We start from the raw sequence: 14,846 nt of genomic DNA, 5'->3' as shown, positions 1-14,846 counted from the left end.
GCAGCATATTTATTTGATGGATGCATTTTTAAAATGTATATATAGTAAATAAAAAATATAAAAAATATGTTATAAAAAGTAGTTGACTTAAGTAGGCAAATAGTTTTATTATGTAATTAATCGAAGAGGTCGCAACCAAGAATATTAGATAAACTCAGTCACTACAATGATTTTTAAAGTTTGTTGAAAGGCGAGGTTGCCGAAGCAAAAATTACTTGTGGGTAGTTATTTGCTGGGACATGGTTTAATAGATCATGGACTGTCACAAGAAAATATTTCTTGTGGAGCGCTTTCGACAATTGAAACCGAAAATGAGAAGAACATTAAATTTGGATTCTTTTGTACGAGTGTAACCACATTCATGCAAAGGAATCCTTTTTGTTTTCAATTGGCCGAAATCGAACGAATAAATTCGATAGAAGGGCATGTTTATTATGACGAAACAAATAACAAAGCAAAATATTAATGAAGCAGGTCATCTAGAAATTGGTGGGTGTGATGCCATTGATTTAGCAAATCAATTTGGAACACCACTCGTTGTATATGATACTGGCAAAATTAGATCACAAATTAGAAAATTCAAAGCAGTTTTTGAAAAAAGTAATATTGATTATGCTGTTTGTTATGCTAGCAAAGCTTTTGCGAACACTGCAATGTATCAATTAGTCAATCAAGAACAAGGTCATATTGATGTAGTTTCTGGTGGAGAATTATCAATGGCATTACATGCGGGTTTTCCAGTAAGCAGAATTAGCTTTCACGGTAATAATAAATCTGAAGATGAATTAAGAATGGCTTTGGAAAATCATGTCGGTGTAATTATGTTAGATAATTTTCACGAAATTGATTTATTAAATCAATTGTTGACTGATATGAATACTCATTGTGATGTCATGTTAAGGATTACACCTGGAATTTCAGCACATACACATGAATTTATTCAAACTGGTCAAACTGATAGTAAATTTGGCTTTGACTTAGAATCTGGTGAAGCTAAAAAAGCTTTTGAAATTGTGCATGCCAATAAATCAATTCATTTATTAGGTATTCACGCACATATTGGTTCACAAGTTTTTGAATTAAAGGGTTTTGAGATGGCTGCTAGTAAGCTAGTTGATTTAGCATCTGAATGGAAACAAGAATATGGATATGAAGCTCAAGTGATCAATGTTGGCGGTGGATTTGGTATTCAATATACAGATGAGGATGATCCATTAAGGCCAGAAGCATTCGTACAAAAAATTGTTGATACAGTTAAAGCTAGAACTAAAGTTGAAGGTTTAAAGATGCCAGCTATTTGGATTGAACCGGGGCGTTCAATTGTGGGAAATGCTGGATATAACTTATATCGTATTGGTTCTAGAAAAGACGTTCCTGGTATTAAATCTTATGTTTCAGTGGACGGTGGTATGGGTGACAATATTAGACCAATGTTGTATGACGCCAAATATGAAGCAGTAATGGCTGATCATCCATTACGTAGTGCAGTTGAGAATGTTCATTTGGTTGGTAAATATTGTGAATCAGGAGATGTTTTGATTAAGAATCAACCATTACCTGAAACAAAACCAGGGGATGTAATTGTAATGTTAGATACTGGTGCTTATGGGTATTCAATGGCATCTAACTATAATTTGAATCCTAAACCAGCAATTGTTTTTGTTGAAAACGGTAAAGAGCAATTAGTCACTCGTCGTCAAAATTATACAGATTTATATGAATTAGATAATAAATTGAAATAAAGGGAGATATAAAAATGGCAAATTTAGATGCACACGAAATTATTAATTATATTGGAAATGCAGAAAAGAAAACTCCAGTTAAGGTTTATATTAGTGGTCAAATGGATAAAATTGATTTCCCAAATTCAATTAAGGTCTTTAAAGAAGCTCATACAGCTACCATTTTTGGTGATTGGAAAGATGTAGAACCTTTACTTAAATCTGATTTGATTGACGATTACGAAATTGAAAATAATGCGCGTAATTCAGCGGTTCCTTTATTAAATTTAAAGAATGTAAATGCGCGTATTGAACCAGGAGCAGTTATTCGTGATCAAGTAAAGATTGCTGACAATGCTGTAGTTATGATGGGTGCCATTATAAATATTGGTTGTGAAATTGGTGAAGGCTCCATGATTGATATGGGAGTTGTAATGGGCGGACGAGCCTTTGTTGGAAGTCATTCTCATATTGGTGCTGGTGCTGTCTTGGCTGGTGTAATTGAACCAGCATCAGCTAAGCCAGTACAAATTGATGATGATGTTTTAATTGGTGCCAATGCAGTAGTCATTGAAGGAGTCCATGTTGGCAAGGGTGCAGTTGTAGCAGCTGGTGCAATTGTTACTTCAGACGTTGCTCCATATACAATGGTTGCTGGCACTCCAGCTCGTAAAATTAAGGACGTTGATGCTAAAACACAATCTAAGACTAGTCTTGAAGATGATTTAAGAAAGTTGTGATTTAAATGTCTGAAATGAATTTAATTGATATTAGGCGTCATTTGCATCAGATTCCTGAATTAGCATTACATGAAAATCAAACTCATGATTATTTATTGCATATAATAGGAAGTTTTAAACAAAAATATTTAACTTTAGGGAGTATTGAATCTTTACCTACTGCTATTTTGGTAAGAATTAAAGGAAGTAACCCTAATCGCACAATTGGTTATCGAACTGACATTGATGCACTGCCGATTGAAGAAAAAACTAATTTGCCATTTTCATCAATTCATCCAGGGGTTATGCATGCTTGTGGACATGATGTACATATGACAGTTGCTTTAGGTATTTTACATTATTTTACTGAGCATCAGCCTAAAGATAATTTAGTATTTTTCTTTCAACCAGCTGAAGAGAGCGAAAGTGGTGGACGGTTAGCATACGAAGCTAATGCATTTAGCGACCAGTTTAGGATCAATGAATTTTATGGATTGCATGATAATCCTAGTCTACCTGCTGGTTCAATTGGATGTCGAATGGGAACGTTATTTGCTGGCACTACTGAAATTAATATTGATTTAACTGGTAAAGGTGGACATGCTGCTTATCCACAAAATGCTAATGATATGGTTGTTGCAGCTGCACAACTAATTAGTCAAATTCAAACAATTATTTCTAGAAGTATTGATCCAATTCAAAGTGGTGTTATTACTTTAGGTAAAATTGAAGCTGGAACAATTCGGAATGTAATTGCTGGTCATGCCAGAATTGAAGGAACAATTCGTGGATTAACGCAATCAATGATTGAACTAATTGATCAAAGATTAAAAGACATTTGTCATGGCATTGAATTGAGCTATAACTGTAAAATTGATTTAGAGTTAAATCAAGGTGGTTATTATCCAGTGAAAAATAATTCAGCATTAACTAAAGGCTTTATTAATTTTATGAAAAATAATTCAGACGTTGATTTTATTGAAACCCAGCCAGCGATGACTGGAGAAGATTTTGGTTACTTATTATCTAAGATTCCAGGAACCATGTTTTGGCTAGGGGTTGGCGATGATTCATCGTTGCACACAGCAACTTTAACACCAGATGAAAGTTCTATTGGTAAAGGGGTTAATGCAATTACTAGTTTCTTAGAAAATCGAATGAAAGAATAGGTGATAATTATGTTTGAAAATGTAGATTTAATGACGGCAATTATTACGCCTTTTGATAATGACGGCAAAATTGATTTTGATGCATTAAAAGCGATTACTGATCATTGCTTAAACACAGGTAGTCGAGGATTTGTTATTGGTGGTACTACTGGAGAAACTCCTACATTAACTCACGATGAGAAAATTGAACTATATCGTCGCTTTGTTGACATTGTTGACGGTCGCGGTTCAATTATTGCGGGAACTGGTAGTAATAATACTCAAGAAACCATCAATTTTACTAAGGAAGTTAGTATGATTAATGGGATTGATGCAGCTTTAGTAGTGGTGCCTTATTATAATAAGCCTAATCAGCGTTGCATGAAGGCTCATTTTGAAGCGGTCGCTAAGCAATCTAATGTACCATTAATTATTTATAATATTCCTGGTAGAACTGGCATCACTATGAGTAATGAAACAGTGATTGAATTGTCTCACAATGAAAATATTTTGGGAGTAAAACAATGTACTTCAATGGGAGATTTGGAATATCTAGTTGAAAATACTGATGATAATTTCAATATCTATACCGGTGAGGATGCGCAAGCATTATTTGCTAAGTCAATTGGCGCAAATGGAGTTATTTCAGTTGCATCTCATATTTATGGCAATGCAATGCGTGAAATGTATGATGATTTAGAGTCCGGTAATTATAAAGCTGCTGGTGCGATGCAAAGAAAACTAACGCCAAAGATGTCAGCATTGTTTATGTATCCATCACCATCACCTGTAAAAGCAGTTATGAGTGCGCAAGGATATCAAGTTGGTGCTTGTCGTTTACCAATTCTTTCATTAAACAATAAAGAAAAACAACGTTTAGCCGATAATTTAGGTTTAAGTCATGATGCATTATTAAATTCTTTACCAAAGGAGTTAAAACTATGATTAAAATTTTATTAGCCGGTTTTACTGGCTCAATGGGACAAAAAGCAATTAATTTAATAAATAGTAATGATGATATGCAATTGAGTGGCGTTTATTCACCACATTGTACTGATGATCATTCTAAATATAATTTATCTAGTGAAGTTAATATCTATAATTCATTAAATCAAATTACTGATAATTTTGATGTCTGGGTGGACTTTACTCAACCAGATGCAGTTTATGAAAATACAAAATTTGCTATTGAACATAATATCCATCCAGTAATTGGTACTAGTGGAATGAGTGATGAACACCAAAAAGAACTAATTAGTTTATCCAAGGATAAACAGATGGGGGGTATTATTGCACCTAATTTTGGCTTATCAGCGGTTCTTTTAATGAAATTTGCTGGTGAAGCTGCTAAATACTTTCCTGATGCTGAAGTAATTGAAATGCATCACCAAGATAAAAAAGATGCACCATCGGGAACGGCCTTAAATACGGCTAAAATTATTGGTCAAAATCGTGACGATAGCGCAGTTAGTGATGACGAAATTAAAGATAATTTATCTGGTTCACGTGGTGGTACATATGATGGTGTGCATGTTCATGCAGTGCGTTTGCCAGGATATGTTGCCCATGAACAAGTCTTATTTGGTGGGGCTGGCGAAGCCTTAACCCTTCGTCAAGATTCATTTGATCGTGGTTCATTTATGAAAGGGGTTAAAGTTGCAATTCAAAAAGTTAGTAACTTAGACCACTTATTAATTGGACTAGAAAATATTCTATAGAAAAGATGATATAAAATGCCAGAATTATCTTTGGGATTAACGCAAACTTATAATCAACGTTTAAATTCAATTCAACCTTCTAACATTAGAGGATTTGATACCCAAATTTCTAAAATAAAAGATATTATTAAACTAACAATTGGTGAACCGGACTTAAATACTCCTGATCACATTAAGGATGCTGCGAAAAATAGCATTGATGCTGATGATTCTCATTATTCAAATCAGGCAGGTAAATTACAATTGCGTAAAGCTATTCATAAATATTTGTTTCAAAATTATGAATTAAATTATAATGCAGAAGATGAAATTGTAGTTACTATTGGAGCCACCGAAGCTATTTATGCCACCTTTGAAACATTGCTTAACCCTGGTGATGTGGTTATCTTACCAACTCCATTATTTTCATTATATGAACCCATTATTACTTTATTAGGTGGTAAAGCCATTGACTTAGATACTTCAAATAATGGTTTTAAATTGCAACCAGATCAATTAAAAGCAGTATTGGATAAATATGGTGATCAAGTTAAAGCAGTATTACTTAATTATCCAGGAAATCCGACTGGTATTGAATACTCACCGGATGAAGTTAAGTCACTGGCAGATGTTATTCAACAATATAATATTTTTGCAATTACTGATGAGATTTATTGCGAACTAACATATGATGTTAAGCATAAGTCCTTAGCTAGCTTTCTTCCGGAACAAACTATTTACATTAATGGTTTATCTAAATCACATGCTATGACTGGTTGGCGAGTTGGTTATGTTTGTGGACCCTATTCATTTATTAAGAAGTTATTAATGGTACATGCATTTATGGTTACATGTCCACCAGACGTAACTCAAATGGCTGCTTATGAAGCGCTTAAAAATGGTTTGAAAGATCCTAAAAAAATGCGTGATATTTATAAACGTCGTCGTGATTTTATTAGTGAAAAATTAACTAGTTTTGGTTTTGAAATGGCAATGCCTAGTGGAGCATTCTATGTATTTGTTAAAATCCCTGACCGTTTTGGTAAAGACGATACCAAATTTGCTTTATCTCTAGCTGAAAAGGCTAAAGTAGGAGTAATTCCAGGAAGTTGTTTTGGTAAGGGTGGTCAAGGATACATTCGCTTATCTTACGCTGCTTCAGATGAAAACATTAAAGAAGCAATGAATAGAATCGAACAATTTTTAAATAATTAAAGAAGGTAATTATGATGAAGGAATACAATGTAGCAATTTTAGGTGCAACTGGTGCTGTTGGGATGAGAATGGTTGATCAATTAGCTAATTCAACGGTTCCAGTTAAATCCTTGAAACTATTAGCTTCAGCTCGTTCTGCTGGGAAGAAAATGGAATTTAAGGGCGAAAAAATAACGGTTGAAGAAACTACAAATGATTCATTTGATAATGTTGATCTAGTATTAGCTTCAGCTGGCGGAGCTGCTTCCAAGAAGTTCCTACCAGAAGCCGTTAAGCGTGGCGCTGTTTGTGTTGATAATACAAGCGCATTTAGAATGGATCCAGAAGTTCCATTAGTTGTTCCTGAAGTAAATCCAGAACAATTAAAGAATCATAAGGGGATTATTGCTAATCCAAATTGTTCTACTATTCAAATGGTAGTTGCTTTAGCTCCAGTGTTTAAGAAGTATGGATTAAAGCAAGTTATTGTTTCTACATATCAAGCTGCATCAGGAGCTGGACAATCTGCTTTAAATGAATTTTATCAACAAGCAAAAGACTACTTAGATGGTAAGCAAATGTCTGCTGATATTTTGCCAACAGCGGGTGATAAGAAACATTATCCATTAGCATTCAACTTACTTCCTCAAATTGATGTTTTTGAGGACGAAGGATACACTCATGAAGAATGGAAAATGATTCATGAAACTAAGAAAATTATGCTTAATGACATGAACGCTTCTGATTTAAAAGTTACTGCTACTTGTGTTCGTGTTCCAGTGCCTATTTCACATGGTGAATCTGTGTACTTCGAAGTTAAGGATAAGAATGCTAGTGCAGCTGATATTAAAAAGACTATTAGTGATGCTGCAGGAGTAACTTTGCAAGATGATCCAGAGCATCAAGTATATCCTCAACCATTAAATGCTGAAGGCAAGCGTGAAACTTTTGCTGGAAGAATTCGTCCCGATCAAGAAAATAAGGGATGTTTTAATATGTGGGTTGTTGCAGATAACCTACTAAAAGGAGCTGCTTGGAATACGGTTGAAAATGCGGAACGCTTAGTTGATGAAGATCTAGTTAGTGTACCTAAGGATCATTATCAAGGTTAAATAACAAGTGAAAAATGGTCACCAGAATATATCTGATGACCATTTTTTTATTTGCTTAGTTTTGCTTGACATTCTTTGCATAAGCCATATACTTCAATATGACTTTGTTTAACCTTGAATCCAGTTTGTTCTTCTGTAGTTTTACTTAATGATTGTTCTAAACTCTTATAATCTGGATATTCTACATCAATAATTTTACCGCAGTTTTCACAAATTGCATGAAAATGTGGAGTGCCAAAGAAATCATAACGAATACCGCCGTCTTCAGCAGGTAATTCAATAATAATTCCTAATTTTTCGAATAATTGTAAACTATTATAAATAGTGGCAACACTCAGATTAGAGAATTCCTTTTTTAATGCTTCATAAATAGTATCTACAGAAGGATGATTATCATTATTAATCAAATACTTAAGAATAATTTGTCGTTGAGGAGTAATTCTAATTTTACTTTCACGCAAAGTATCTAAAGCTTTTTGATATGTTTCATTGTGCATATAATATCCCTCCTTAAATAATAAGCTAGTTTAGAATTATTATTATCTTAATAATAAAATTAATTATATAATAAATCAAACAAATAGCTATTAAATAAAGCTGAAATTAGTAAAGTTTTAGATGACGTTCAATTTCTGCATTAGATGGATAAACATTATAACTGAATTTGGCAGTAGGCCAGTAGTTTTTAGCTAATATATGAATACGATTGATTAATTCTAATTCTAAACCAGTGTCCATGCTATCAATAGCTTGAATATAAATAGTAGGGGCAGTATCATCGTCGCTAATATTAGCAATACCACCCATACCCATGAATTTATGAGTTTCTTTATCTTCAATTCCCCATAAAAGGGCTTTTTGTCTCATAACATCCTTCATTGCTTCATTGATGAAATCGCCGGTTGATTTAATGTTAGCATCTTTATCAAATTTTTTTTGAAAATCAATAACATCCTGTAGTTTAAATTCTGTTAACCAATCTAACCTTAAATGGTTAGTTAAAATTGGGTGTATGCCTTCAAAACTTTTCATATTAATTAAACTCCTTTATTAAGTTCATAGCTTAATTATATTCCATAAAAATTATTTTTAAAAGAAATGTTCATTGATAGAAGCAGTCTGTTGTTCAGACATACAACAACATCCACCAATATATTTTAATCCTATGTTTAGCCATTCTTGAACCAATTTATTAAATTCTTCAATACTAATTCCTTGATTATCCCATTCTTTAATTTTGGGATTATAGTTAGCGCCAGAATTGGGAAAAGCAATTAGATCTTTGTGTTCTGGTTCATTATTAATGATTGCTTTTAATGCATTTGTTACGATTCGAGGGTCAGTACAATTTAATCCATAGGCAATCACATTTGCTTGTTTTTCTAAGAATGATTGTACAAATTTAAAATTAGTTCCATCTGCTAAATGTGTAGTATCTTTCATAGAACAAGCGACTATTGATGGAATATTAAATTGATTAGTAAATTTAACTAGTGCTTTTATTTCTTGAAAATTAGGTAAAGTTTCTAACAATAAAACATCAATTCCAGCTTTTACCAATATTTCAATTCTTTCTTTATGAAATTGTATATATTCATTTTCAGTTAAATTATAGTTACCAGTATATTCTGAGCCATTAGCTAAATATGCTCCATATGGACCAATTCCAGCTGCTAACCAAGTTGGATAATTTCTTGAAAGTTTTTGAGCATCTTTAGCAACATTAAAAGCTTTTTGAATCAATTTACGAGCTTCCCTATGACTGTAGCCAGCATTTTTCATTAATCCACTAACACTTGCTTGGTAGGTATCAATCGTAGTCATTGAAGAACCAGCATTAAAATATGATTTATGAACATCTTTAATCAAATCACTATGATCTTTTAATGCTTTAGCTGTCCATAATTTTCCATTGAGATTTAATCCACGTTCTTCTAGTCCAGTTGACATTGAACTATCAATTAAAATTTTTTTTGTTTAGTTGCCCATTCTGTAAAGTTATTCATTTTTATTAAACATCCTTTCTTGAGTAAAATATTTTATAAGATACATAGCAAATAATTGAGAAAGGAATCCCAATTATGATTGCAATTCTTTGATTAGGATCAAAAGTGATTCCAATGAGTGATAATAAACAGGTGACAATTACTAACCATGGCATAATTGGATAAAATGGGGCTCTATAAGATAGTTCAGTTGTTGAATGCCCATTCTTAATAAATTGTTTACGAAAATTTAATTGGGCCCAACCGATAATTAGCCAAACTACGACAACTGCAAATGCTGAAATAGCAGTTAATGCTAAGTAAACGGTATTAGGTGCATAAATACTGGAAAATAATGCTAAGAATCCACCTAAAATAGTTAAACCAAGTCCATATATTGGAATGCCATTTTTACTTAATTTTGATAATTTTTTAGGTAAAGTGTTCTTTTCAGATAATGACCAAATCATTCTAGAAGCAGCATAAACACCTGAATTTGCACCTGAAAAAATAGTAATAAATAAAATAATATTCATAATATCTGACGCATAAGGAATATTTATTGATTGTAAAATAGTCACGAATGGACTTTGTGATAACGAAGAAGAATTCTGAGATAAAATTGATCCTAGTGCAATAATAGTACCGATAAATAATACAATTAGAGTAACTAGTGTTCTACGAATAGCTTTAGGTACTGATTTTTTAGGGTTTTTACTTTCACCAGCACCTACAGCAATCATTTCAGTTCCTGAGAAAGCAAAATTAGCCGATAGGATAATTGAAATCACTGGTGAGATACCATTTGGGAAAATTCCATTTTTGGATAATTGGCCAAAAAATGGAGTAAAGTTTTGGTGGTGAAAAGGTATCATCTTGAAAATTATTAAAATACTAATAATTAAAAATAGGACTAATAAAATTACTTTGATTAATGACATGTAAAGTTCACTTTTAGCAAATAAATTCATATTAATAATGTTTAATAATAAAATAATAATGGCAAAAATTAAACTATATCCCCAAACGGGAATAAAGCTAATATATTGTTTAGCAATGGTTGAAAGAGCAATAAATTCAGAACCTAAGGCAACTGTCCAAGTTAGCCAATACATCCAAGCGACAACAAACCCCATTGCTGGACTAATATATTTACTAGCATAAGTATGAAATGCTCCCGTACTAGGGTCATGCACCGATAGTTCGCCCAAACATGCCATTACCATACATACTAATAATGATCCAATAATGTAAGCAATAATGGTTCCAATGGGGCCAGCAAAATGTATTGAATATCCTGTACTCATAAAAATACCAGTACCAATAACTCCACCCAATGACATAGTAATTAAATGTCGACTTTGCAAATCTTTAGATAACCTTTGTTTGCTCATTTTCATCACTCCTTTGAAATAAAAAAGCATCCGTCCCTTATTTAAAAGGGCGAATGCTTCGCTGTACCACCTTAATTTATAGCCTTATTTCAAGACTACCTTATCCAGAACTTCTTTCATATTCCTTTGTGCTATATCGGGCACTTACCGCTATGAGTTAAATATCACCCATAAAAGTTCAGAGACCATTTTCATTAATAACAATTTGCTCATTTTCATCAACCATGAACTTTCTGAAAAATTATTAATTAAATACTTTTCTCATCAAAACCTAATTTTTTAATTAATTATTAATAATTATAATTGTAATTTATGAATAGTCAACATAAAATAGATAATAAGATTATCAAACCATTTCTGATTGATATAAAAATATGTATAATAGAGATATACATTATTAATATAATTCTAGTTGAAAGTGAGATTTTAACATGATTGAAAAGTTCTTAATTGGAACGTATACTACGAAACTTAGTAAAGGTGTTTATGAAATTGATTTAGACACTGACAAAAAAGAATTAAAGAATTTACAATTCGTTGCTAAAGGTAGAAATCCTACATATGTAGCTATGTCAAAGGATAATAAAATTTATTCAGTTGATAAAGCTGAAAACGGTGCTGGTGGAGCAATGGCTTTAGATGCTTCTACTCGTCCAACTACAGAAATTAATCGTTGTATTAATGAAGCCACTAATCCGGCTTACATTACTGTTGATGAACAACGTCAATTTGTATATACCGCTAATTATCATACAGGTGAAGTAATGGTATATAAAATTGAATCAGATGGTTCAATTGATTTCCAAAATAAAGTTGTTCATGAAGGACATGTTGGTCCAAGACCTGAGCAACAAAATGGGGCACATCCTCATTATGCAGATTTAACTCCAGATAATCGTTTAGTTGTTGTTGACTTAGGACAAGATCGTGTTTATGTTTATGATATTAATGATGAAGATGGTAGTTTAACTGAAGTTTCATGTTTACACATGGAACCTGGATTTGGACCAAGACATATTGTATTTGATCCAAAGAAACATCTTGCTTACTTGGTAGGAGAATTAAGTAGTAAGTTAGCGGTTCTAAGATATAATGCTGAAAATGGCTCATTTGAAGTTAAACATATTGTAGATACGATTCCTCATGATTGGGCGGATCATAATGGATCTGCTGCTATTAGAATGTCTGAAGATGGCCGCTTTATTTATGTTTCAAACCGTGGAAATAATAGTTTAGCTGTCTTTGAAGCGAAAGATAACGACAAAGTTGCACGTATTCAATTAATACCAACTGAAGGTGATTTTCCACGTGACTTTAACTTCAATTCAAATGAAAGTTTCATAATTGTTGTTAATCAAAATAGTGATAATGCTACATTATATGCTCGTGACAAGGAATCTGGTAAATTATCAGTTATTCAAAAAGACTTTATGGTTCCAGAAGGCGTTTGTGTAGCTCAAGAATATTAATGAAAAATAACGCACTTTACTGTGCGTTATTTTTTATTATTCCAAAAATTATCTATTAAGGTTTTAGTATTATTTTTATTATAAGAAATTTTTACATTCCAATTGTTAGGGAAAAATTTTTGATATCTTTGCTTACTGAATCTACGGTCCATAAGTATAATATTTCCTAAATCATGGTTAGTTCTAATTAATCTACCGGCTGCCTGCATCACATTATTTAATCCAGGAAGTTGATAAGCATATTCAAAGCCTTGACCATTTTCTTTATCGAAATAATCTCTAATTAAATTATTTTCGGCACTTAATCTGGGCAGTCCGACAGAAACAATTCCAACCCCAATTAAGTCATCATATTTTAAATCAATGCCTTCACTAAAAATTCCACCTAATAATGCAAAACCAACTAAAGTTTCAGTTTGATTATTTTTAAATTGATTGATAAATGCTTGTCGCTCCTTATCTTCCATCGATGATTGTTGCATAATTATTTTTATATTAGGATATCTTGTTGTAAAAGCTTTAACTATCATTGATAAATATTTGTTTGATGGAGCAAAAATAATATAATGTCCATTTTTACTATTAATCATATCGTATATACTTTCAATAATTAAATTGATACTATTATTTCTTTGTTTATAAGTAGTTTCGATATAATTGGTGCTAATTAATTGCTGATTATTAATCGGAAATGGAGATTCAATTTCAAAGGCTAAACTATTATCTTCATGACCTAATACTCTTTGGTAATAATTCATAGGTGATAGAGTTGCAGAAAATAAAATTGCACTGCCACCTAATTGTAATGATTCACTTAAATGAGGGCTGGGATCCATACAGAAAAGTTTGATTGTAATATTGTTATTGTAATCATGATAAATTCTAGTTGTATAAGTATCATCATAATATTCATTGATTTTTTGATAGTGCAGTAACTTAAAATAATATTCCAAAATCTCATCATTTAACTTGTCTTCTGGATGATCTTTCTTTAGCCAATCATGCATTTTATCCACTAATTTGTTTACTTGTTTATTAAATGCATCTAGTGGTTCTGTGACATTTATTTGATCAACGTTATTATCTTTTAGTACTTTAGTATTAATATGAAAAGATTGGTTAAATGACTTTAGAGCCCGGTGCAACTTATCGTTGATATCAGGATTATTTTTGCTTATTTTTATTAATTTATTTAATTTACTATCACTCAATTCAGCAGAATACATATCACGAGAACGATCTACTAAATTATGAGCTTCATCAATTAAAAACACGTTATTTGAATCTTCTACTGCAAAAAATCTTTGTAGATATACTTGTGGATCAAATAAGTAATTATAGTCGCAAATAATGACGTCACAAAAAAGACTTAAATCTAATGAAAATTCAAATGGATCTAGCATGTATTTTTTGGCATACTTTTGCACAACATCTCTGGTTATTTGATTTTCATTTCCCAATACTTCTTTGATAGCTGGTTTTAAACGGTCATAATATCCAACCATATAAGGATTATCCTCAGGTTTTAAATCTTTTTCTTCATCAAAAGTGATCTTTTCTTTTGATGTTATGGTAATACTTTTGATATATAAGTCTTTATTTGCCATCAAATTCATTGTATTTTCAGCGATATTTTGGGTACTTTGTTTAGCGGTTAAATAAAAAATACGATTACATAATTTTTCCCCCATGCCTTTAATGGCTGGAAATAATGTGGAAATGGTCTTACCAGTTCCGGTAGGAGCTTGGGCAAATAAATGTTTATTGAATGCAATGGTTTTATAAACAGCCACAGATAGTTCACGTTGACCTTTACGAAACTTTGTAAATGGAAATTTCATTAATTGAGCTGACTTATTACGTTTGTCGATAATATCACTACGTAATTTTAGCCATTCTTCATATTCATTAATTAATGATTGAAAGAAGTGCTTAGCTTCGGCTTGACTAATTTCTTTAAATTTCACTGTTATTTGTTCATTAGGTGTCTGTACATATGTTAATTTAAGTTTAGCTTTTTTAATCTCAGGATTCGCATCCATTAATAAATAAGCATAAGCTTGTACTTGTCCCCAATAAAGTTGCAAAATACTATTAGGTAAATCTTCAAATATAATATCTGAAGTTTTTATTTCTTCAATTTCTGCCTGATGTTTTTTTAAAATAAGACCGTCAATGCGACCATCAATTTTAAAATTAATATTATTCATTTTGATATTTTTGGAAAGGGGCACTTCAGCTTGATATCCTTTGCCGTGTTTTTTCTGTAGCTTACGATGAATTTTAGCCCCTTGTTGAGCAGTATTATTACTGTTTAACTTACTATTTAAATCACCACTTCTAAGAGTGAATTCTACTAATTCACGGACGCCAATTTTATTAATGATAAATCACCTCTGAAAAATAA

At 31.9% G+C, this 14,846-nt stretch carries 13 protein-coding genes, 1 riboswitch and 1 other annotated feature; of the genes, 8 read left to right on the top strand and 5 right to left on the bottom strand.

Annotated elements, in window-relative coordinates:
• Nucleotides 1-115 precede the first annotated feature (115 nt).
• Nucleotides 116-301, top strand: a riboswitch (Lysine riboswitch).
• Nucleotides 302-434: 133 nt separating this feature from the next.
• The 7 genes from lysA to C7N71_RS00880 are packed head-to-tail and all read left to right on the top strand — an operon-like array spanning nt 435 to nt 7,591.
• On the top strand, nt 435-1,742 hold the full coding sequence (lysA, locus tag C7N71_RS00910) for a diaminopimelate decarboxylase (protein WP_105987312.1): 1,308 nt from the start codon (nt 435-437) through the stop codon (nt 1,740-1,742).
• Between the two features lie 14 nt (nt 1,743-1,756).
• A complete protein-coding gene (gene dapD, locus C7N71_RS00905) occupies nt 1,757-2,461 on the top strand; it encodes a 2,3,4,5-tetrahydropyridine-2,6-dicarboxylate N-acetyltransferase (RefSeq protein WP_105987311.1) in 705 nt (234 codons plus the stop codon).
• Between the two features lie 5 nt (nt 2,462-2,466).
• Nucleotides 2,467-3,609: an N-acetyldiaminopimelate deacetylase gene (locus C7N71_RS00900; protein ID WP_105987310.1), complete on the top strand. Its 1,143-nt coding sequence runs from the start codon at nt 2,467-2,469 to the stop codon at nt 3,607-3,609.
• A gap of 9 nt (nt 3,610-3,618) precedes the next feature.
• Nucleotides 3,619-4,533, top strand: coding sequence for a 4-hydroxy-tetrahydrodipicolinate synthase (gene dapA, locus C7N71_RS00895; protein ID WP_105987309.1), 915 nt, complete (start codon nt 3,619-3,621; stop codon nt 4,531-4,533).
• Nucleotides 4,530-5,306, top strand: coding sequence for a 4-hydroxy-tetrahydrodipicolinate reductase (gene dapB / locus C7N71_RS00890; RefSeq protein ID WP_105987308.1), 777 nt, complete (start codon nt 4,530-4,532; stop codon nt 5,304-5,306). Before dapA ends, dapB begins: the two co-directional genes overlap by 4 nt.
• A gap of 15 nt (nt 5,307-5,321) precedes the next feature.
• Complete coding sequence (locus tag C7N71_RS00885) at nt 5,322-6,500, top strand: aminotransferase class I/II-fold pyridoxal phosphate-dependent enzyme (RefSeq protein WP_105987307.1); 1,179 nt, start codon at nt 5,322-5,324, stop codon at nt 6,498-6,500.
• A gap of 11 nt (nt 6,501-6,511) precedes the next feature.
• Nucleotides 6,512-7,591: an aspartate-semialdehyde dehydrogenase gene (locus tag C7N71_RS00880; RefSeq protein WP_105987306.1), complete on the top strand. Its 1,080-nt coding sequence runs from the start codon at nt 6,512-6,514 to the stop codon at nt 7,589-7,591.
• A gap of 47 nt (nt 7,592-7,638) precedes the next feature.
• On the opposite strand, the gene C7N71_RS00875 is transcribed toward C7N71_RS00880, so the two are convergent.
• The 4 genes from C7N71_RS00875 to C7N71_RS00860 form a co-directional block, all read right to left on the bottom strand.
• On the bottom strand, nt 7,639-8,088 hold the full coding sequence (locus tag C7N71_RS00875) for a Fur family transcriptional regulator (RefSeq protein ID WP_105987305.1): 450 nt from the start codon (nt 8,086-8,088) through the stop codon (nt 7,639-7,641).
• Nucleotides 8,089-8,194: 106 nt separating this feature from the next.
• On the bottom strand, nt 8,195-8,623 hold the full coding sequence (locus C7N71_RS00870; protein WP_105987304.1) for a hypothetical protein: 429 nt from the start codon (nt 8,621-8,623) through the stop codon (nt 8,195-8,197).
• Between the two features lie 57 nt (nt 8,624-8,680).
• Entirely contained in the window at nt 8,681-9,553 is an 873-nt protein-coding gene (gene mmuM, locus C7N71_RS00865; protein ID WP_225361863.1) for a homocysteine S-methyltransferase, read from the bottom strand.
• Between the two features lie 49 nt (nt 9,554-9,602).
• Nucleotides 9,603-10,970 carry an amino acid permease gene (locus C7N71_RS00860; RefSeq protein ID WP_105987302.1) on the bottom strand — a complete coding sequence of 456 codons (1,368 nt, stop codon included), beginning with the start codon at nt 10,968-10,970 and terminating at the stop codon, nt 9,603-9,605.
• Nucleotides 10,971-11,012: 42 nt separating this feature from the next.
• Nucleotides 11,013-11,247: a binding site (T-box leader), on the bottom strand.
• Between the two features lie 154 nt (nt 11,248-11,401).
• On the opposite strand from C7N71_RS00860, the gene C7N71_RS00855 reads away from it, so the two are divergent.
• Nucleotides 11,402-12,439 (top strand): lactonase family protein, encoded by a 1,038-nt coding sequence (locus C7N71_RS00855; protein ID WP_105987301.1) that lies wholly within the window; start codon nt 11,402-11,404, stop codon nt 12,437-12,439.
• A 26-nt stretch (nt 12,440-12,465) separates the two neighbouring features.
• Here the strand turns inward: C7N71_RS00855 and C7N71_RS00850 are convergent, their stop codons facing one another.
• Nucleotides 12,466-14,826, bottom strand: coding sequence for an ATP-dependent DNA helicase (locus C7N71_RS00850; protein WP_105987300.1), 2,361 nt, complete (start codon nt 14,824-14,826; stop codon nt 12,466-12,468).
• Between the last annotated feature and the right edge of the window lie 20 nt (nt 14,827-14,846).

Origin of the sequence: Apilactobacillus timberlakei, from assembly GCF_002993965.1 — a bacterium.
Classification (GTDB): Bacteria; Bacillota; Bacilli; order Lactobacillales; family Lactobacillaceae; genus Apilactobacillus; species Apilactobacillus timberlakei.
This window is presented reverse-complemented; position numbering and strand designations above follow the sequence as displayed.